Annotated in this window: 18 protein-coding genes and 1 pseudogene; 6 read left to right on the top strand and 13 right to left on the bottom strand. The window is 41.3% G+C overall.

Going from position 1 to position 20851, the window contains the following annotated elements; all coding sequences use genetic code 11:
• Nucleotides 1–857 precede the first annotated feature (857 nt).
• Entirely contained in the window at nt 858–1181 is a 324-nt protein-coding gene (locus TY10_RS00360) for a hypothetical protein (RefSeq protein WP_154651908.1), read from the bottom strand.
• A gap of 458 nt (nt 1182–1639) precedes the next feature.
• Nucleotides 1640–2356: a hypothetical protein gene (locus tag TY10_RS00355; RefSeq protein WP_042159358.1), complete on the bottom strand. Its 717-nt coding sequence runs from the start codon at nt 2354–2356 to the stop codon at nt 1640–1642.
• Between the two features lie 185 nt (nt 2357–2541).
• On the opposite strand from TY10_RS00355, the gene TY10_RS00350 reads away from it, so the two are divergent.
• Nucleotides 2542–2733: a hypothetical protein gene (locus TY10_RS00350; protein WP_042159356.1), complete on the top strand. Its 192-nt coding sequence runs from the start codon at nt 2542–2544 to the stop codon at nt 2731–2733.
• Nucleotides 2734–2907: 174 nt separating this feature from the next.
• Here the strand turns inward: TY10_RS00350 and TY10_RS00345 are convergent, their stop codons facing one another.
• From TY10_RS00345 to TY10_RS31190, 10 genes and pseudogenes are all read right to left on the bottom strand, one after another.
• Nucleotides 2908–3423: a GNAT family N-acetyltransferase gene (locus TY10_RS00345; protein ID WP_042159354.1), complete on the bottom strand. Its 516-nt coding sequence runs from the start codon at nt 3421–3423 to the stop codon at nt 2908–2910.
• Nucleotides 3424–3425: 2 nt separating this feature from the next.
• Nucleotides 3426–4628, bottom strand: a complete 1203-nt coding sequence (locus tag TY10_RS00340; RefSeq protein WP_042159352.1) for a Gfo/Idh/MocA family protein — start codon at nt 4626–4628, stop codon at nt 3426–3428.
• Entirely contained in the window at nt 4625–5479 is an 855-nt protein-coding gene (locus TY10_RS00335; protein WP_052350266.1) for a metallophosphoesterase family protein, read from the bottom strand. Before TY10_RS00335 ends, TY10_RS00340 begins: the two co-directional genes overlap by 4 nt.
• A 13-nt stretch (nt 5480–5492) precedes the next feature.
• The gene (locus TY10_RS00330) at nt 5493–6401 is read right to left on the bottom strand and encodes a carbohydrate ABC transporter permease (RefSeq protein ID WP_081735047.1); all 909 of its coding nucleotides are present in this window, start codon (nt 6399–6401) and stop codon (nt 5493–5495) included.
• A 10-nt stretch (nt 6402–6411) separates the two neighbouring features.
• Nucleotides 6412–7302 (bottom strand): carbohydrate ABC transporter permease, encoded by an 891-nt coding sequence (locus tag TY10_RS00325; RefSeq protein WP_155985636.1) that lies wholly within the window; start codon nt 7300–7302, stop codon nt 6412–6414.
• A gap of 116 nt (nt 7303–7418) precedes the next feature.
• On the bottom strand, nt 7419–8783 hold the full coding sequence (locus tag TY10_RS00320) for an ABC transporter substrate-binding protein (RefSeq protein ID WP_052350267.1): 1365 nt from the start codon (nt 8781–8783) through the stop codon (nt 7419–7421).
• A 217-nt stretch (nt 8784–9000) separates the two neighbouring features.
• Nucleotides 9001–9858 (bottom strand): helix-turn-helix domain-containing protein, encoded by an 858-nt coding sequence (locus TY10_RS00315; protein WP_042159347.1) that lies wholly within the window; start codon nt 9856–9858, stop codon nt 9001–9003.
• Nucleotides 9859–10055: 197 nt separating this feature from the next.
• The gene (locus tag TY10_RS00310) at nt 10056–10529 is read right to left on the bottom strand and encodes a methyltransferase domain-containing protein (RefSeq protein ID WP_042159344.1); all 474 of its coding nucleotides are present in this window, start codon (nt 10527–10529) and stop codon (nt 10056–10058) included.
• A 260-nt stretch (nt 10530–10789) separates the two neighbouring features.
• Nucleotides 10790–11671, bottom strand: coding sequence for a nicotianamine synthase family protein (locus TY10_RS00305; RefSeq protein ID WP_042159341.1), 882 nt, complete (start codon nt 11669–11671; stop codon nt 10790–10792).
• A gap of 693 nt (nt 11672–12364) precedes the next feature.
• Nucleotides 12365–12591: pseudogene (locus tag TY10_RS31190) on the bottom strand (transposase); the annotation flags it as partial.
• 80 nt (nt 12592–12671) lie between these two features.
• Between TY10_RS31190 and TY10_RS00300 the strand changes: the two are divergent.
• The 5 genes from TY10_RS00300 (at nt 12672) to TY10_RS00285 (ending at nt 18544) form a co-directional block, all read left to right on the top strand.
• A complete protein-coding gene (locus TY10_RS00300) occupies nt 12672–12950 on the top strand; it encodes a transposase (protein ID WP_042159338.1) in 279 nt (92 codons plus the stop codon).
• A gap of 81 nt (nt 12951–13031) precedes the next feature.
• Nucleotides 13032–13259 carry a hypothetical protein gene (locus TY10_RS30905; RefSeq protein ID WP_202903120.1) on the top strand — a complete coding sequence of 76 codons (228 nt, stop codon included), beginning with the start codon at nt 13032–13034 and terminating at the stop codon, nt 13257–13259.
• Nucleotides 13256–13846, top strand: a complete 591-nt coding sequence (locus tag TY10_RS00295; protein ID WP_202903119.1) for an IS3 family transposase — start codon at nt 13256–13258, stop codon at nt 13844–13846. The genes TY10_RS30905 and TY10_RS00295 overlap by 4 nt, the downstream gene beginning before the upstream one ends.
• Nucleotides 13847–15281: 1435 nt before the next feature.
• Nucleotides 15282–16352, top strand: coding sequence for a hypothetical protein (locus TY10_RS00290; RefSeq protein ID WP_155985635.1), 1071 nt, complete (start codon nt 15282–15284; stop codon nt 16350–16352).
• Nucleotides 16353–17584: 1232 nt separating this feature from the next.
• Entirely contained in the window at nt 17585–18544 is a 960-nt protein-coding gene (locus TY10_RS00285; protein ID WP_042159333.1) for an IS30 family transposase, read from the top strand.
• A 757-nt stretch (nt 18545–19301) separates the two neighbouring features.
• On the opposite strand, the gene TY10_RS00280 is transcribed toward TY10_RS00285, so the two are convergent.
• Nucleotides 19302–19910, bottom strand: coding sequence for a hypothetical protein (locus TY10_RS00280; RefSeq protein WP_155985634.1), 609 nt, complete (start codon nt 19908–19910; stop codon nt 19302–19304).
• Between the last annotated feature and the right edge of the window lie 941 nt (nt 19911–20851).

The raw sequence follows: 20851 nt of genomic DNA, 5'->3' as shown, positions 1-20851 counted from the left end.
AATATACCAGCGGCGCTCGTCCGCGAATAGTACTAACTCTGTCTGGTACTATTCGCGTTATGCGGGATTAGAGTGGTGAGATTGTCATCAAAAAATAGATGCCACATGGAGTTTTCACTCGCATGTGTCCCTCATAATTACTAATACTAGAAGTAACGAACATTTCCAAAATATGATACGATCCTTTTCTAGACCTACATTAATTCAAGGAGGGATTACATCTCTCGTGAATTAAACTTTTTTAAAACCATTCCTTTGCAAGTTGCTGTTCCGTATGTATGGACACTAATACTAGCAAATACTTTTTCATCTGTAACTATTAATTCGATAGTCTCGTTATTCTCATTTATTACATATACTCTTCGAGAGATAAAGGAATGGTTAACTCCTTGTACTCTCTCCTCTTCTTTATTTTATATGTAACAATTCATCTCTGAGGCTCGATAACTAAAAAATTTGTAATGTAGAAATGTTATCAATAGAATTATCGCAACACCATATAAAAGCATTTTTCCTCCTTTTTAGGTTTGTTAAATATCTCTATAGGCGACAACAAAATTTATAATATCTACGCCAGTAAATATAACAACAATCCTAATAAAATTGATAATATCCCAAACAATCGAGTATACAGCGTACTCCTTCTCTTCGACAATGCTCTAATGGTTTCAATCTCTTCATTAGCTACACTATTACTGAGGCTAGTGATAGTGTAGGAACCCCACATCCAGGCTACGTTTGGAAAAACAAAATATAGCAGTCCAATCATAATTAGAACAACAGAAATTACAATCATGAGATCTTCCTTTCTCCTAATTTGTACTCCCTTATTGTATACTCATGAAAACAGTGCATTATTATTTACTTATCTGAATGTTTCCATGGAAATACCTTTCATCCATATAAACCTCCATCTTCTTTATTTTATATAAAAACCATGTGCGTTTATGAATTTCCTTCTTCAAAAGGACTTTAGCAAAATGCGTACGTTCAAAAGGAAATTTATTCGAACGAACAAAGCTCATCTTCTGAATCTCTCTTCCGTTTGATACAATTACATTATATTGTTCAAAATCGATACCATCTGTTGGAATTCCATATTCTATTAATTTTTCATCATCTGAATTAGAAGCCATAAACCACCAAGAACCAGTTAAATCACTACTAGAATCTATACTCACTGGTTCTTCTAATGTTATTAAACTACTACTTTTAACATAAAAATAACTAATAATAGAAACTATTAATAGACAAAGAGCTAATAAAATTATTATAACTTTTCTAATAACAAGCCCCTCCTGTTACTTATTCTCGTTTCCTCTTCAGCCTATTCCAGTCCAATTGATCGGCACTTCACTTCTTCTCTGCACTATAATAGAAGAACCCGAACAGACCCGCAATTAAAAGAAGTGTACCTGCAATCAAAGCATTAGTAGATAAACGGACATCGTTTAATTTCAGAACATAACCTATTAACAATATAATATCTATCGTCAGCACTGAAAAAATAACTTCCCTTTTATGAAAACCTGAAAAAACGACAGCTCTAAATATTATTAAAAAGTTTGCTATTATAATAAAAATTAAAATAATAAACCCTTTTCAACTATGTCATTCATAAAATACAATCAGCTCCTATTTACTTTTCCTCGAATGCTGTTGTTAGCAAGTGATCTTTAAACTCACTATACGCAATTTCAAATTCTGCATGGTCTCCAAGCGCATGTAGCACATTAAAGCTTATACCAAGCGAATCTTTCGTAAAGTAAGTGAATACGCCTAATTCATTTGCATCGCTTATTACGTCAGACTCATTGAACAATGCAATCAGTTGCTCGTTAGAATAGCTGCTTAACTCCTCCCTTACTTCTGCCTCAACAATCAGCTCAGAATCATACGGAACATACTTCGCTCCTCGGAACAATTCAATAAACTCTTCATCTATTCTCACGATATCCTTCAACACGATCTTCTTCTCTTTCGTTAATTCTAAATTCGTTGTGATTAAAAAACTTCTAGGATATGCTCCACCCTTAACATGGCTTGATCCCGAATAAGCAACACTGATTAAGTTCTCTCCTGTTAGCTTAGAAACATAATCAGTGTTCACCTCGTTCAATTGCTCATTCCCGCTAAAATAATCTATTATTTGCACGGCATCCCTCTTCAATATCTCATTCAGCTTTTTAGCCTGCTCCGAGTTATTCAGATTCATAATTTCAGGATAATGGATGGCAGCCTGTTGGTTCGAAAAACTCACTTTATTAATAACAGGAGCTGCGGCGGACAAATCCTGTTTATTGCTGCTGCAAGCAGAAAGCAATACGATCAGCAAAATAACCCCAATCACTTTCATAAACAAAATCTCCTTTTTGTTTGAATCTGACAATAACTTATACGAACACAAACAACCACATAGCTTCATTATAAACGTTCATTCATACATTTTTTACTATTATTTGAAACTTTCCCGTTACCGGATGCGCCAATTCTAGTAGAGAATCATATATTATTAGAAGCTGATATAAGGGAGGAACTACCATGCTCAAAAAAGTCAAAAAGCATCGCAAATCCGGCATCTCGATCTACTATATTACAATCACGAATAATATTCGTATCGTTCAAAAGGCGCAAAGCGGCGGACAAATCAATCGCAATGTCGGCTATAATGCGAATCAGGGCGGGCAAAATGCAGTTAAAAAGGGAAAAAACGTGCAGTCAGGAGCCCGATAAGGCTAGCACTGCCGCATAGCAGCACATGTCTGCTAATGCACTTCTAGTCTCCAGAAATCCCATACTGTAACGCAGCCTGCCTTCCACACAAAGCAAAAAGCCAAACGTAATATACGCTTGGGCTTTTTGCTTTAGCTTGGGCTTTAACTTCCATTAACCATTTTGACCGCTATATCAAATCGTATCCTCCCGCAATATCCGTTCCCATCTCCCAGGATGACTCTCGTCTATATATAAGGGCTGAAATCCTAACTTCATATAGATTCGAATCGCCGGCAGTCTGAAATCATCGGTCTCCAACAACACGGATTCCCCGCCCGCTTCTCTTACTTTATGCAAGGCCGCTAGACTAACCGCAAAGCCGAGACCTTTACCTGAATACTGGGGCAGTACGCCCACCATGTGCAGATACCAGCTGAGGTCTTTCCCGTCAACCCTTTCCCAAGCTGCTGCGGTCGCGACAGGCTGATCCCCCCGGCAAATGAACAATAAGCGATCCGAATAAAAGGGGACATGATCTCCGATCTTATCCGCAAATTTCACTTCTCTTGTAAATGAATAACGAATAAGATCCTCCCAGTTCCGTTCGTCATCCGGTTGGAAATGGCGTAATTGATACCCTGTTGGACAATGGAAACCGGGTAAGTCCGACAACCCTTCTTTCTTCATAATAAGCTTGGACAAACTCACCGTCATTTCCTCTCTTTCGCTTTAAAGTCAGGGAATGCGATGACTTTACCGCCTGCTTCAACGGACTCCATCGACAAGTAGAAAACGGAGCTCCACGTCACAGCATCATATACATCAACAGAAGGAGTACGATCTTCCTGAATAGCTGAGATGAATTCCTCCAACACGAGAAAATCTCCCCCGCCATGTTTCGTCCCAGCGGCGAAATGCCCCCATTTCTTCCATATCGGATGATCATATTGCGGCTGGTAGTTTCGCAAAGGCTCCCATGTGTCCGACCCGTTTTCTATATTTTTCGGCGAATGATTACTGAACCATATCAGATCATCTTCCTGCTCATGGCGACCCGAGATAAAAGCCCCTTCCGTTCCCTGAAGCAAGTAATGCGTTTTATTATGAGGTCTTACGGAAGTCCAATCGACACGAAGTTCAATCAGCACATCCATCTCCGTTTGGATGACGGCTACCGCACTATCCCCTTGCCGCCAAAAGCCGTTTCGTGCTGCCGGATGATCTTTCCCATAATTTTGGCCAAAATAATGCTGCAGCGCTCTGGATTTGGACACAAAGGTGGACAGACTTTTCAGCCGGTCACCGTTAGGTTTGTTAAGATTGATCCATTGTGCAACCGGACCTATAGAATGAGTAGGGTAATTGATTCCGTTTAATTGTTGATGCAGCTGCCCACGCCAAGTAAGAGAGCCATCAGGATGATGAATCAGATGGCGCAGATCATGAATATAGCCGCCTTCCAGATAAGTAATTTCACCGAACATTCCTTGATCCGCCATATGTTTAATCGTCAGGTTCGAACGCGAGAAGCAGTAATTCTCAGACATCATATATTTCAATCCCGTTTGTTCAACCGTCTCGATAAGCTCCCATGCTTCCTCTAGCGATTGGATCGCTATAACTTCGCTTAGAACATGCTTTCCCGCTTTTAACGCGTCGATAGACTGCCTTGCGTGCAGATGCATGGGGCTTAAAATAAATACCGCATCAATAGATGAATCCTTCAGCATTTCATGATAATCCTGGTAAGTACGGATTTTAGGAAATTTCTCTTTCCATTGATTAAGCACCCACTCGTTCAAGTCACAAGTCGCGGTTAATTCAATTCGATCGGCCAAAGCGGAGAGGGCATTCATAAAGCTCGCTCCCCGATTCCCGCCAACGATAGCTAGACGAACAGGCTGACGTTTCACTTATGCTCCACCTGCCCTTTTTTCGCAAGAGCTCCGCTTACAACCAGACGTTCTGCGGATGAATCGCCTTCTGCATTTGGATACTTCTCGTAATCAAACATGTTGCCGTTAAAGCCAGAGGCCCATTCACTCCACTCCTCGTTTGCGAAGCTAACCGTATCCAGCTTAACTTCATTAGGATCAACCGTAACCATCCTGACAGCGGGAACATCCGGAACAGCTGCCGTTTGGATGAAATGCCATTGCTCTTTCCTGATGATGGAATGAATATGATTATGACCGTTAAAATAAAATCCAATTCCCGCCCACCGTTCAAGTATCGGCCAAATTTCTACATCCGGATCAAGTGACATCATCGTTTCAGTTGATCTTGCCGTCGTATTGTATAGAGGGTGATGTCCGAATACGAGCAGCGGCTTATCCGCCTTCCGGTTCATTTGCAACTCAAGCCAGGCCAATTGCTCCTCATCGATCATTCCGCCCCAATTGTCACGGCATTCACGTGCGGTATCCAGCAGCAGAATTAGAGCATCTGGATGTTCAATAACGCCGTAGCGCTGTTGCTTCGTAATCCTAAGAATAGCCTCTTTGGGATGGGTATACGTATCGTGATTGCCTAGAACATGAAGGAAATGAACGTTATAGCCCTCTATGCCGCTCAATACTTGATTGAATTCATCAACCTCTCCCGCATGAGTCAAATCACCCAACGAGATATGATAATCGGCTTGGATAGATAGGAAGCTGTCCATAAATCGTTTGTAGTACGCATCGCGGGCTTCTTCATTTATTTTGGTGTGGTTAATCAGTTCACTCGGGTAGTGCAAATCTCCGATAATGGCTATTCTCATCGTCATCTTCCCCCTATCCTTTAATTCCGGAACTCATAAAACTGCCAATAACCTGCTTCTGGAACGATAGAAAAGCGATCATTAGAGGCGCGGCAACAATTAGCGTCGCTGCGCTAACGTCTGACCATTGCGCACCCGACTCGGTAGATTTTGCGAACATGGCCAAGCCTACCGTTAGTAAGCGATTATCTACGGAATTGGTCACGATAAGCGGCCACAAAAAATCATTCCAATGAAAGCTGACGGACACGATCGCAAAGGATACGTATATCGGACGGGACAGCGGTACAAAAATTCGCCACAGCGTATGCATGCGGGAAGCCCCCTCTACCCGGGCAGCCTCTTCCAGCTCATTAGGAAGCTGCTTGAAGGATTGCCTTAGCAGGAACACGCCGAAAGAAGAGGCGAAGTAAGGCAGCATGATCCCAACCTTTGTATCCAGCAATCCCAATTCGTTCAGCACTTGATAGTTAGAGAAAATCAACACATCCGGCGGTACCATAATCTGGACCAGGAATAGCATGAATAACAGCTCTCTCCCAGCGAAACGAACCCGGGCAAAAGCATAAGCAGCCATCGTCAGAGTGACAAGCTGAATGGCGAGAACTCCGCCGCAAACGAGTACGGTATTCAAAAAGAAGGTAAAGAATGGTGCTCCATGCCACACGTGAATGAGATTTTCCAGCGTAAAGCTCCATGACCACCCTGCACCAATCGCAGAATCATTTGGCAGAAAGGCCATTCTGACTACCCAAACGAAAGGAATGATCCAGAGCGCAGCAAAGCCGAAGCCAACTCCATGCCACAGCAGCTGACGGATTCTGCGCTTTATTTTCTCCGTGCGTTGAGTCCCATCATCTTCAAAAGCTCTTTGCTCACTCTGTTTCAAGTGCAGCGGCATATTTAACGGATTGTTGTCCATGAACTCCGTCCTATTCATAGTGGATTTTACGATCCCAGCCAAAAAACTGCAGGGATGAAATAATAAGCAGCAGCGCAATCATTACCACCGTCATCGCAGCGGCCATTCCTTGATCATAGAAGTTGAAAGTCGTGTCATAAATGTAGTAAAGCAGCAGGTTACTCGCGTTGTTCGGCCCGCCCTTTGTCATAATCCACAGATGGTCAACTAATTTGAACGCATTCGTTATGGCCACAACCGCAACAAACAGTGTAGTAGGCATGGTTAAAGGAATCGTGATCTTTCTTATAACCGTTAGCGCCCCGATCCCGTTTACAGCAGCTGCTTCATATAAATCTTTTGGAATCTGCTGCATCCCCGCTAAATAGAAGATCATGAAATAACCCGCTTCCTTCCATACCATCATAATCATTAATGCACCCATAACCGTATCCGGCGATCCGAGCAAATTAACCGGCTGCTGCGTGATCCAGGCAGCCAGACGCGCAAAAAGACCAAAATGCGGCGTATACAGAAACAACCAGATGTTCGCCACAGCGATCATTGGTATCATATTCGGATAGAAAAAAGATAAACGTGCAAGCCCCCGGCCCTTTATCGCCTTGTCAGCGAACAAAGCCATTACGAAAGCGAGCAGTAATGAGGTTGGCACCGTTCCAACAGCGAACCATATGTTGTTGCTGAACACTTTTAGAAAAACAGAGTCCTTTAATAAATTCGCATAATTGCCTAATCCGACGAATACGGGTTCAGAGGTTGCCAAGTTTTTCTCATACAGACTAAGCACAGCTGACTTCAACATCGGGTAATAAGTGAATAGGGCTAAAAATACGAGTGCCGGTAAAACAAGTCCCCAGCCAAACCCGTTTCGTCTGAGCTTCTCACTCCATCCGGTGACCATATCTTCCATCCTTCCTTGTTCGAGACTCGCTCAAGACAATCGAATGCATGTATATTTCAAAAAAAATGGCGTCAGGACAAGCATTGCGGGCCGTCCTGACGCAACCTGGAATTATACTACTTATTGAATGGCGCTAGTGCCTGATCCGCTTCTTCTTGCGCTTTTTTGAGCGCACCGGTTGCATCGATTTGTCCGGCTAAAGCAGCTTGGATCTGGTTGGTAATTGCCGTTGATACTTTGCCGTGATTATGAGTGGACAATTCTTTGAATGCAAATTGCAGTTGATCACGAGCGACCAGAGCTTGTGGGAAATCTGCTGTATATTTCTTCATTGTCTCTGTCTCGTAAGCAGATTTGCGTACGCCAACATAACCGGATGAGCTGCTGAATAATGCAGCCTGCTCTGGAGCTGTCATAAACTTGGCGAATTCCCAAGCCGCAGCTTGTTTTTCAGGCGTAGTATCTTTGAAAATATATAAATTGCCTCCGCCTGTAGGCGATCCGTATTGCTTTTGGCCAGAAGGGAATGCGACGCCGAACTCGAACTTCGCGTTATTCTTCACATTCGTCAAGTTTCCGCTCGTATGCATCATCATTGCGGTTTTACCTTCGATGAAGTCAGTCGGCACCGTTGCCCAGTCTATGACTCCTTCTGGCATCGCTTTGTACTTATGCGACAAGTCCAGCCAGAACTGCAACGCCTCCACATTCTCAGGCGTATTGAAGATCGCTTTTTTGCCGTCAGATGACATTATATTTTGCTTGGGATCTGCCGCATTTTGCCGAGCCAGCATTTGGAACATCCAATAGGAATCGTCATTGCCTGGAATCTCCAAGCCTGCATGTCCATCTCTGTTCAGCTGCTTGGCGTAGGATACAAGCTCCTCCCATGACGCTGGCGGTTTCTCCGGGTCAAGGCCTGCAGCTTTGAACATCTCCTTGTTATAGTACATCACAATTGTGCTCCGTTGGAACGGAAGGCTGTAGGTCTTTCCTTCTGTTTGTGTATCTTCCATAAAAGCAGGATAGAAATCCGCCATATAGATATCCGAATCTTTCGCAATAAAATCGTCAAGCGGAATGATCGCGTTCATATCCAGCATACTGAACAACTCTGTTGACATCATGACAGCTACATCTGGCGGTTGCTTAGCTTGAACACCCGCTTGGATTTTCACCGTATTATCCCCATAGTTGCCTGTGTACACCGGGTTGACTTTAATGCCAGGATTTTGATCCATAAAGGTCTTAGCCATCCCGTCAATAACTTTAGTCAGCGGGCCTCCAACATTGACCGGATAATAGAAAGTGATTTCCACTGGCTTAGCTGCCGCTGGTGTCTGAGAAGCTTCCGCACTTGCTGGAGCCTGGGTGGCATTCCCCCCTGTGCTATTGCCTTTACCATTACCTGCTTGACCGCATCCGACAATCGTCAACATACAAACCAGAAGCAGTAAAACCAAACTTGACGGCTTGAGCATCGCTGATCGCTCCTTTTTCAATCTCGTACGGACTGCAAGATCTCCCTCACCAATCACACTGAGTACTCTCTCTAATTTCAAGCGTCTCTCCTCCTAATAGGGTTGTAGCCTGGCATCTGTGTGCCTTGCTTCAACCTTATTTTAGAGCTAACCGCAATGCCTCCTATTGAACAAAACACTTCTTTCCTTGAACAAAACTCTCATTCCTGTAAATCGGTCAATAGATCAAATGGTTCGTTTTCGAGGAGATTTGATTGGCGTACAGCTTCGGAGTAAGACCTGTTTCACGTCTAAACAATCGGGTGAAATGCCCTTGATCGGCAAAACCAACCTGAGTGGCAATTTCCTTTAATCCCACTTTTCCGGAACGAATAAGAGCTTTGGATCGCTCAACCCTCAGGCGGATTAAATAATGATGCGGCGTATAACCGGTCTGCTGTTTGAAAATACGAATAAAATGCGATTGGCTCATATGGGCCATCGGTGCTAGATCGGACAACTGAATGTCCTCTGCTAAGCTTTCGCGCATATATTGGATCACTTGAGAAATTTGCTGATGTGCTGGCGTTTTGCTATTCAAGGGCCGCGGAACCTCCGTAGAGTAATGCTGCAGCAAATGGATAATGAGCATGTTCGACAAAGAATCACTGTATATTTTCCCTTTGGCACCGCCGTTCTGCAATTCTTCCAGCATCCACAATCCTAGCTGCAGAAGCCTGGAATCCTTAACATGAAATTTGCGGTCCAATTGGATCATATGGCCTTCTGTCAGAAATCCGGAATCACGAGCGATTTCTTCGAGCATGGAAGGCGTGATTTCAATTTTCAAGAAATAGAGTGACGTTCGCCCCCAAGGGCAAAGAATACTTTCATTACATGGGATCATATGAATCGTATAATAATTTTCGTAGTAGGCTGTACAATGTATCCCTATCAAGTACTTAGACTCTGTCGAAGGGCTGAAAGCTTGCTCGGGGCTGTACCATTGCGAGACCTGAAGCTTATCCCATCCATACTGATCGCTATCCAGAACAGGCTGGGAAGTTGCGGAGGACATTTGTTCCCATTCATTCATATTTATCACCCCTTAATAGCCCCAATATATCAATGTTGTATACGCATCGTGTCAATTTGCTGTTAATAATGTATGAATAATGTGTTAATTATCCAACTGTAAAATGGGATCATAGAAGGAGCGGATATAAAAAATACCCATAGAAGAACACTTTTTCCAGTGCTCTTTCTATGGGTATTGATTGGTTAAGGTAACAATTATGGAGTAATGGCTTTCTTCCAAAGTGATAAGCCAATCTGTCCATCACCGTCGTATTGCTTATCATTAATAAAGTTATATAGCGTAAATCGGCTCTCGCCAACCTCTTGCAGAAAGGTTTCCTCCGTATACTTGTAATCTGCTCCGATTTGATTGCTTATTGCCAGAAAACCATCCGGTTTAAGCATACTGTGTAACTCATCTAATAATAGCTTTGGCTGCTGAACGCTAGATAGCCCCGCCATAAGAAGAATAAAATCAAAGGTTTCGTTCGGCTTGCTAAGCGGGGCAATTCCACCGATGTAGTCAGAGGACAACTGTTGATTTTGAACGCGATATCCTCTCTCCAACAATGCTGCAGCCACTTGTTCACTACTAACCGCAATATTAAGGTAATGCCCGCTAGGATCAAGCTGTGTCAGAAGAACTTCTTCAGCTAGCGTAAGCCCCCGTGGTAATGGTACATTCTCCATAGACATGTAGACTCCCTTTCTTTGCAAATAGGATTTGGATATCCAGAAGTTAAAATTCCATAAAATGTAATTCATTACTTTACTACCATATTAGTATAGCTGGATATGAAGTGACCATTGTACAAATGTAAACTTAGTAGTGAATTGTTAGCTCGTTGATTAAAAGAAGCCCGCAATTCGCTGCAATCGCGGACTGCGGGCTTCTATGCATGAAGTATCTCATTCCCGATACAATGAGCTATTTCTCCTTGTTTAATCTCCTACTTAGTCATACGTTCAAGAAACAAAGTCGAATTGATGACCAGATTTTCTACAGGATGCGTTCGTCCCGCAACCCGCCATCCCATCGCATCCAGCTGTGATTCATCAACCGCTTCATACATGATCTGCCTCATCCCCTCTGCTGTACGCACAGCCACCAATGGATCTGAGGAAGTACGTCTAATTTGTTCAAGCACCTCCGGCTTATTTCGCACAAGACTTGCTACAAATATCCGGTTAAAAGAGCTGTAATCGAACTCTGATCCGTTCCCTTGTACGACAGTAACTTTACTCGATAAACCTAAGTGCTCAAGTAATGTACAGGAGGCCTCATAAGCCACAGCATCTATTTCCAGGCAGACAACTTTCATATTGCCGAGCAGGTGCAGAATAATAGAACTTAACGGCATTGGCCCGCTGCCAACAAAAATAACAGGCGACTGCTCTATATTGCTCTTGCGATCCTGTTGAATGATTTGACGCAGTATGGACAATTCCTGGCTGACCAGAGCCATATAAATGTTCCAGTTCGGCAACCTTGTCACACTATCCAAGCCGGGAGCTTCGCACTTGCAAAAATAAAGGCAATCGCTAATCTCTGTTAGAAATTCAGCTTCTGACAACTTTTCTTGCAAGCTTTGCTGGTTCAATTGAATATATGCACTGCTTAGAACAGCTTGTACCTCTTCAGGCAAATAGCTGGATCGCAGCTGAAGCGAAAGATGGCTAATTATACTTTTAACAAATGAATTATCAGGAGACAGGTCGGATTCCGTCTGAAGAAGCTCATTTGCTTGCCTGATAAAAGCGATAAAATCATCAACCCGTTGCATAGGCTCAGTAGTTGTATGTATTATTGAACTAGTTGAATACGTCTCCATTTCCCCAACTCCTTCTTAGCGATGCATCCCTACTACAAAATATATTCACATGGCCAAGGATGTAGAAGGATATTGGGGTGACGCAGCTATCCCGAGTGTTAGATTGAGCAAACAGTATAAAAAAGGCGACAACCTTGGATGAGGTAACCGCTTTACATGAAAATCATTCTCGCAAGAATATTATTTTGAGCTCATCCTCTCTAGGTTAACACCGGTAAGATCGATAGCCGATAGATCTCCAGTGTGCCCCTCGTCGCATATTCTTAAACGTACGCTCCATCCATATGAAGGATATCTGAAAACGAATGGAAGTTACTCTTCCGCAGTCCCCCTATTCTTTCCTAACAAGTTTTGATCGTTTCCTACACTCATAAATGTTCTACCATCTTTTTTAACATAATATCATCTCCCCCAATTGGGTGATGCTCAGCAAATCGTAAGGCGATACGCCGAAATCCATGCTTATCAATCTCGCCGTTCAAGGAGCAGCATGTATACATATCATCGAGATTTACTGGAAACCATCCCTGACAACGTTTTAGCAGCCCCTTCCATACCAGAAGAATGAAATTGTACGGCTCTAACTCGATTTCCTCTTGCAAAGTATCTAATTTTTTCTTGGTACCATGAGTTACTCATTCTCATTACTGTAATAAATAAGTCTTTCATTCATTATTTTTACATGACAAATTGTCAAGCTAAGTGCGATAGCTCGTCCATAAAGGCTTCGTGAGCCGACCTCCACCCGAGACATTTACGAGGTCGGTTGTTGTTAATCAAACGTATGGCATCAGCGAGTTGGTCATCGGTAACGAGAGCGAAGTCATGCCCTTTAGGGAAGAGCTCCGAAGGAGACCGTTTGCGTTCTCGTTAGAGCCTCTCTGCCCAGAGGAATAAGGGTCAGCGAAGTAAACCTTCATGTGGAGTGCTACGATAAAAATGCAGTCGAAAAACCCCCTCATATGAAATAAAATGAAAGCTGACGAGGGGATGAGAGACAATGAATCGGTACGACAAAACATTCAAAGAAGAAGCCGTAAGATTGAGCGATGAGGTTGGATCAAAGAAAGCCGCCGAGCAGTTAGGCGTGCCCTACCACACTTTGCAGGAATGGAGAAAGCGAAGAACCCTTCACGGCGACGGAGCGCATATCGGGAGTGGACGCGCTTATGCATCTGCCGATAAGACGGCGCGTGAAATCGAATTAGAAAAAGAAATAGGCGAGTTGCGCCGCGCGAATGAAATTCTCAAGGATGCACTCGGTTTTTTCGCAAAATGACTGGAAGCGGTAAAGGCATGCCAGCTCTATGCATACATCCGTGAACGACGGGATCAGTGGACCGTCAAGGAGATGTGCGAAGTGCTTGCTGTCAGCGAATCGGGCTATTACCGTAGCTTGAAGCCCCTACCCAAACAGGAGTGGCAGCAACTTCTTCTGGTCAAGATCAAAGACATCATTGGCAAACATGAAGACAATCGTAATTACGATGTCCAGCGTATTCTGCTGGCGCTGTCCCAAATCGAGATCATGACCAGCTACAGCACCGTCTATCGAATGATGAAGAAGCACGGCCTGCTGAAGAAGTGAGGCGTCATCCAAACGGCATTACACGCGAGGATGCCGCGGCTCAGAAGAGCGAGAACCTGATCCAGAGAGACTTCAAAGCCTCCGCACCCAACCAAAAATGGCTATCGGATATCACCGAAATCCCTTGTTCAGACGGCAAGCTCTATCTGTCCGCGGTCCTGGATTGTTTCAACGGAGAGATCGTGGGCCTGGCCATGGACGACAACATGCGCAAGGAACTCTGCATTCAAGCTTTTGAGAATGCCTGTAGATCAAGAAATTCTCGCGGAATGATTTATCACAGCGATCGAGGCAGCCAATTCACGAGCCGTGCTTTCCGGGAGAGTCTAGCTAAACGCGATGCCATTCAGAGCATGAGCGGCACGGGGCGTTGCTATGATAACGCAAGAATGGAAAGCTTTTTTGCTACGCTAAAGAAAGAAAAGCTGTACAAGATAAAAACGGAGCACTATCCGATGGCCGATATGAAATCGATCATCTTCAGATACATCATGGTTTACTACAACAGGCGGCGGATCTACACCTCTAATCCGGGGGGCTGGCCGCCAACTATTTATCGCGAAAGAATGCTGTCACAAGTAGCTTAGCAACGGGATTTCTGTATGAGGGTGTTTTCAAACTGCACTTGTTTTGACAACTCCAGGAGTAGCTCATGTTGGGTTCTCCTGTAAATGATGGTGGTGTGGTAACTTCCATTTTACACGAATCCACTCGTGGGCTGTTTTTGTTCTTCTAGCTGTCGCACTTCATATTACAATTCGTCATGTTCATAAAATTGATGATAAGGTCTTATCTCAAATAAATTCTTATCTATAATCTCTCCATTACAACTTTTCAGTTAATTGTACACATTAATAACAAATATATGATCTTGTGAAGGGGGTTACATATAGAATACCCTGTACTATTTAGATAATTATCAGTGTCTACCTTTCTCCTCATTATATGCTGTACCCCGTAGAATCGACATTAGAATAAACCCCTGGTTTATCCGATATAATTCTTGGGGGGAGCACTTTTTATGGTAATGAAGGGACTAACGTTTAAACATTATCCAAAGAATCTAAAGTGTGAGACAGTATGACTAAAAGTGGAGGAGCATTAGACGTATCGTATATATGATGTTGATCGTTTGAGGAAGCGGGTGTCTACCTATCACAAGAAAGACGCTCGCGTCTTTAAAGATCACAGAGGAGCACCTTACCACAAGAGACGGGGCAGCATCGATACGTGAAGCGACTTGAAATGGAGAATACTGTGCTAAAAAAGTGGTTAGCGATCTTGAATCAGGAGGTGAAAAGGAAACGCGGTTCGTTGTCGAATCATTCGTAAGAACGTATACCGTCAAAGGACTATGCCAATTCTTTGGGATATCGTAGCGGATTATACTGAACTTATAAGAAGATGGCTGTGGAAAGAGATGTGGAATTTAAGCAGCATATTCAAGCATTTTTGACCTGACGTAAAGGCACGTACGGTTATCGTTAAATTTGAGCATAAATCCAACAGGAAGGATGGAGACTGAATCCTAAGAAAGTACTTCTTCTGATTCAGGAAGGGAAAGACTTTTTCTTCCTCAATAAAAAAAATAGAATATAGATAGGCATAGTATAAGCAAAGTACTACTAGTGGAATTTTTGTATAGATTTTTTGTATAATTAATAAAATTACGTGTTGTAACATGTAATTTTATTAATTACTCCAACATGAATTACTGAACAATTATTACAAATTCTTCTAATTTTATTGATTAAATTTCTTGGAAATTCAGATGTTTTATCGCTCATAAATCCGCGGTCGATTACCTCCTAGAGATAGCCCATCTAATTGGAAATTTTTATTCGTGATCAACGTCCTGTTCGTGATCTCACGCTGCGTCCTCTAATCACCGTTATGACTGGTACTGCCTCATTCTACTTAATCCAATCTTAATTAGAGCCATTATAATTGGGCTAAGCTTTAAAAGCACAACTCTAAATTTGTTATATATTTTATTCAAATAATTGGATATAATCAGATGAAGTGAATATTTCACATATGTGTCTTAATTATTTAAATAATGGAGGATCTTATGTTACCAAAAAAACATTACCAGTTTCTACACCTTTACTAAATGGATATTCTCATTACGGCAGCATATTTTCAATTCTAGCTTCTGATGGCGATAATTATTTCCCATGGTTATTAAGTCGTTTCTGCCAATTAGTTGCCGATCCTGTGAAAGAAAATAATGGATTATATATAAACATTGATGAGCCTGAATGGTTTCCAAGAACAATAGGCTATTGCCCATTAATTGAAACTGAGATACTAAGCAAAAAGATATTTGAGAGAACATACAGTATTATTGAAGCAGTCATTGATGCAATAAATAATAATTTTTATGTCTTTATGGTTGTTGAACATTATTATATCCCAGCTTCTCTTGGATACCAGAAATTCACCAATAATCACGACATAATGATTTATGGTTATGATAAAGAAAATCAATTACTGAATATTGCAGATAATTTCAATGGTAAGTATGAGTTTCGCGAGTGTACATTCTCCCAATTTATTGATTCTTATACTCATACTAACAAAGAAAAAGATAGATTAAATTCAAAAGTATGTCTTTTCAGCAAAAAAAATAATGCGGCAGTTGATTTTGATACGATGAGACTTATCGATAATTTAAATAGTTATTTAACTGGAGTATATCCTGAAATGCGTTCTTCGACATGGCAATACAGTTTTATTGGCTGGAATAAAGGTCTTAATATATATAACAATGTTAAAGAATATCTAACTTTATTACTCGAATCAAAAGCTAGAGTTGATAGAAGAACCTTTTATGCAATTTGGGAACACAAAAAATTAATGGTAATGAGAATTGTCTATATGCAAAACAATGGACTTTTAAAAGATTCATCTAGTACACTAAAAGAATATAAAGAAATAGAAAAAATTTCATACAAACATCAAATGATGCTTTTAAAGTTTGAATTAACTAGAGACCCCAAACTAATTCATTCTATTTCTAGTGAAATAGATTCTATAATACAAACAGAAACCAAATTAATTCAAAATATTTTGGAAAAAAATAAACATTAATTACATTAATCCCAAACAGATTTTAGGCATAAATATGGATCACACGCGTAAATGGTGTTTATTATAGTATTTTTTCTAAATTGACGGTAGCATCAAGAAGTATGTTTAAGGAACTGTGGTTTTTCAGCGAGAAATGAAGAAGTTTGGGGAACAACCTCCTTCTATTGTAAATCAAGTTTGCGGATGGCTTCTTCAAATAGTTCACTGAGTTTATACTATGATTCCGGAATTCCAAATCGACGAATGTTTCAATTAGACAAACAACTTTTTCCGCAACATTCATATTGATGGTGTTTACGAAACTATTTGTTCCAGCGCTTAATCGGGTTAGATGTATAGATAGAATCCTTGATTGCCTCAGGATTCTTGTAGAAGGTCAGTAGGGGGCAGTTGGCTCTCCATGATTCATTTCTTTGGCCCCCCACTTCGCTTTGAACGTGTCAAACTCCGCTAAAGCCACCTCGAAGTTAATTGCATTGTAGACGTCTTATATTTCACCAGAATCTTTGAAAAAGTGGTACGAACCTTAGGCACCAAAAATTCTTTCATCGACGCTTCGCCTTATATATGTCATGATACAGCTTCATCAGGGCCTGTTTCTCATTACGTGACACATAACTGCGACTGATCCTGAGTTTGCGATTCTCTTTGTGTCTATTGGCCAGCGCCATGGTCAAGACTGAAGCGCCCCCGTATTTCCTTCACCTGGTCCATTACATCATCGGTTTCCATACCAAGGATGTTAAACAGTATGATCTCGTTCCCCTTTTATCTAATCCAATTAGACTTCGCAAGGAAACATCCTTGCGCGTCTTTTCAGCAACCTTAAACGCGATGCTCTTGATCTTTATGAGACCAATCGTACCGATTGGGATCCAATCCTCAAGGTATTCTCTGGTATTGTCGAATTATTTGACGTTGTGACCACAACACGATGTAACAAATAAAAAGTTTTATGATCCCTATCCTTTTTAACTGTACCCCGAAAAATTATAAGTTTCTTTAACCTGAATTATAAAAGTAGAGCGTCATATTACGTTTCTCAAGAAATGATTTAATAATATCATTGAAACTTACTGAATACTTAACAACTAGAATAAAAAGTGGACACCTTTTAAGTATAGGACGAATTGTAATATGAAGTGCGACAGCTAGAAAACAAAAACAGCCCATGAGTGGATTCGTGTAAAATGGAAGTTACCACACCACCATCATTTACAGGAGAACCCAACATGAGCTACTCCCATCTTAACATAATTGAACGAGGACAACTAGAAGCGCTGCATCGATTAGGCTGGTCATGCCGCAGGATTGGGCATGAGTTAGGTCGACACCCTTCTACTATAGCGCGGGAACTGGCGCGTAGCGGTGGTAAAAAGAGCGGGACTTATTTGGCTAGCTCTGCCCAAGAAGCTTCCCGTGAGCGGAGAGCTTCTAGTACGCCTATCGGCAAATATACGAAAGAACTTGCCGAAGAACTTCATGAGATGCTGAAGGAAACCTGGTCACCTGAGCAGATTGTTGAGAAACGTCGTTCCGAAGGAAAACCTTTCGTATGCTTCAAGACAATCTACAGATGGCTATACAGAGGGCGGCTCAGAGCGAGAGCTGACGTACTGCGACATAAGGGCAAGCGCCAAAAGCCCATGGAAACAAGAGGTCGCTTCCTCGTCGGTACACCGATCAGCAAGCGACCAAGAGAAGTCCACAAGCGTACGACGTTTGGTCATTGGGAACTTGATGCCGTGGTCTCCAGCCGTGGCAAAAGCAAGGCCTGCGCCGCTACGTTCATCGAGCGAAAGACACGACTGTACATGGCACTAAAAATGCCTGATCGAACGGCTCATTCCATGGAGGTGGCCTTCGGTGTCGTGCTCAGCCAATACCCACGTGGCACCTTTCAGACGGCGACAACAGATCGTGGCAAGGAGTTTGCCTGCTATGCGAACCTAGAAGCTGTGCATAACATGAAGGTTTACTTCGCCGACCCTTATTCCTCTTGGCAGAGAGGCTCTAATGAGAACGCAAACGGTCTCCTTCGGGAGTTCTTCCCAAAAGGGCATGACTTCGCTCTCGTTACAGATGACCAACTCGCTGATGCCATACGTTTGATTAACAACCGACCTCGTAAATGTCTCGGGTGGAGGTCGGCTCACGAAGCCTTCATGGACGAGCTGTCGCACTTAGCTTGACAATTCGTCATACGGAAGTTTAAGAAGAGAACGGTAAAGTAATTTAGAACAATCCAAGTCCTTGCCAGATGTCGCAGGCAAACTAAATATCTCAGCTGGTCTATTGCATAACCGAGATCCAAGCAGAGGTTCGGACTTCACTAAATAAATTCCGTCAGTTAGAACAACAAGTGCGTGAAATGGAAGTTGCGAAACAAAAGCCAGATATGCCGAGGCTCGTAGGATGCTTTGGAGGAATATCGTAATCATTAAAGACATACAAACTGATAGCAAGTATGAGCCGCAAAGGAAATTGCTATGCTAACGCTTATATCGAGTCGTTCTATAGTATACTGAAAAAGAGTTCGTTTACTACATACTGCATGAAATTCAAGATAAAAACCCCAGCACAACAAGAGATGTTCTAGATTTATAACCAGAAACGAAATCATGGTTCGTTAGGGTTTTATTACCCTATCAATTTGAATTAAACTATTACAAAGAAGCAAACTGAATACACGATAAAAGTGTCTACTTTCTTAACAGAGGTCCATTCCCAAGGCGTTAAGGATTTTAATCACATGAGATTTATATAAAGTTATGATATAAAAAGTTTAACGAACAGACCGCCGTGGCATGCGATCTTAGACCCTGATTATGTATAACTCATATCACAAGCTTATTGATGAAAGAGATTCCTATGCAAAGTAAGGGAATCTCCACGTAATTCGCTTCAAGATCTGCCCAATCGAGTGGCTCTATTTTGTTTACAACATCTTCAATTATACATATCAATTTCATTTAATAGTTGTTTCATACATTCTTTTTCTATTCTCATTACATTTATTATTCGTTTAATTACTCTGTTAACAATTTGATTTTCATTAATTATGTTATATTTGAGGATCATGTTTCTCATTATTACTGTTTCTTCGTACATGACTCTGAAAGTATTTTCATATTCCGGATTGTTTATGTATCCTTTATCCGTGAGGTATTTCAATCTATAAATCATTAGCTTTTTATGTTCACAGATAACATGAAAAGGTCTTATATCAAAATAAGTTAACTTGTTTTCCAGGTAGAGTACGAGATTATTATACACCTCAATTCCGAAGACAAATAACCTTGTATCAATATAGTTATGTCGCGAATCCGAATTTCTGGAAAACAAATAATCTTCAATATTTTCTTTGAAACTTTCTATCGAAAAACACGGCCCTTTGTTACTGGTTAATCTATATAGTTCAATGTTGTCACTCAATCTTCCTCTGTCATTGTGATCATTGTCTGTATACCTAAACATTTCACTAGCGCCATAATAACTATTAACAATTTCTTTAAAGCTACATTTTGAGTAGCTATATTTTAATAAATCATTATTCAATCCATGATCTGCAGCAAAAAAAGATTCCTCATGATCACAATATCCATATATGAATATTGGGTGTGTCTTTTTTTGCTCTATTAAACCAAAATGAGTTTTTTAGCCCGCTGTATTCTACCGATGTATTTATGTAGAAACCCTGATTGATCATCTCACGGAAAGAAGACGTAACATCTCCTCCACAGATATTTTCAAATAGTTTCTTATTAATAATTTGAGTGTTAATCCATGGACATTTTACACTGAAATTGTAGTTATAAAAGCCTTAATTTAAATTCATTGGGCCTCTTAGGCATTTTCCGAACATACAGTTGAATATAGCTACAACTTAAAAACCACCGCCATGCTTGTTGACTATCTTGTATTATCGATAACAGGCTGGCTTCTTCTGGATAAGCATCAATAATCGGTTTACTTATTGGTAGTATAATCCTCTGTTTCATCCATTTCTCCTTTATAGTTTTTTATAGATTCTCATAAAAACTTATTTTTACAGTAAGGAACTTCGTATTTTCTGATATCTGCTTTATGACTCTTTCCACTTCGGCTCTTCCTAGTCTATTATACTCCACTTCGTTCTCATTAACAAAAAGTGGTTCTATTTTCTTTACCTTAATTTCTTGAATTGTCTCGACACACAGTTCTTTCAGCACACTCTGAGCATTATCATGTGCCATTACCAATTTATTTTTCTAAAATAAACTGGCGAAGTTGTTCCTGTGTCCATAAAATGATGTGTAATCCTCAAGCTTACACACAATATATTACAGGCACAGTTATTGACTCACTTCCTCAGTTAGATAAATCTTCGAGTAATCAATGGCAGCAGTCTCCCCAAGAGGAGATCAGTATTTAAAATCACATATTTGAAACCTAGTTGGTATTTGTTTATTTCGACACAAATTGTAATTTTCGAAAAAACAGGCTCCTTTAAAGTGATT

Source organism: Paenibacillus gorillae, assembly GCF_000513275.1.
Classification (GTDB): Bacteria; Bacillota; Bacilli; order Paenibacillales; family Paenibacillaceae; genus Pristimantibacillus; species Pristimantibacillus gorillae.
The sequence above is the reverse complement of the archived record's forward strand: the minus strand, read 5'-3'. Positions and strand labels throughout refer to the sequence as shown.

Excerpts from the sequence above, each read along its gene's own strand:
- TY10_RS00355 (WP_042159358.1), bottom strand. The coding sequence starts at position 2,356 with ATGAAAGTGATTGGGGTTATTTTGCTGATCGTATTGCTTTCTGCTTGC.
- TY10_RS00350 (WP_042159356.1), top strand. The coding sequence starts at position 2,542 with ATGCTCAAAAAAGTCAAAAAGCATCGCAAATCCGGCATCTCGATCTAC.
- TY10_RS00335 (WP_052350266.1), bottom strand. The coding sequence starts at position 5,479 with ATGAGAATAGCCATTATCGGAGATTTGCACTACCCGAGTGAACTGATT.
- TY10_RS00330 (WP_081735047.1), bottom strand. The coding sequence starts at position 6,401 with ATGGACAACAATCCGTTAAATATGCCGCTGCACTTGAAACAGAGTGAG.
- TY10_RS00325 (WP_155985636.1), bottom strand. The coding sequence starts at position 7,302 with ATGGTCACCGGATGGAGTGAGAAGCTCAGACGAAACGGGTTTGGCTGG.
- TY10_RS00320 (WP_052350267.1), bottom strand. The coding sequence starts at position 8,783 with ATGCTCAAGCCGTCAAGTTTGGTTTTACTGCTTCTGGTTTGTATGTTG.
- TY10_RS00315 (WP_042159347.1), bottom strand. The coding sequence starts at position 9,858 with ATGAATGAATGGGAACAAATGTCCTCCGCAACTTCCCAGCCTGTTCTG.
- TY10_RS00310 (WP_042159344.1), bottom strand. The coding sequence starts at position 10,529 with ATGGAGAATGTACCATTACCACGGGGGCTTACGCTAGCTGAAGAAGTT.
- TY10_RS00305 (WP_042159341.1), bottom strand. The coding sequence starts at position 11,671 with ATGGAGACGTATTCAACTAGTTCAATAATACATACAACTACTGAGCCT.
- TY10_RS00300 (WP_042159338.1), top strand. The coding sequence starts at position 12,672 with ATGAATCGGTACGACAAAACATTCAAAGAAGAAGCCGTAAGATTGAGC.
- TY10_RS00285 (WP_042159333.1), top strand. The coding sequence starts at position 17,585 with ATGAGCTACTCCCATCTTAACATAATTGAACGAGGACAACTAGAAGCG.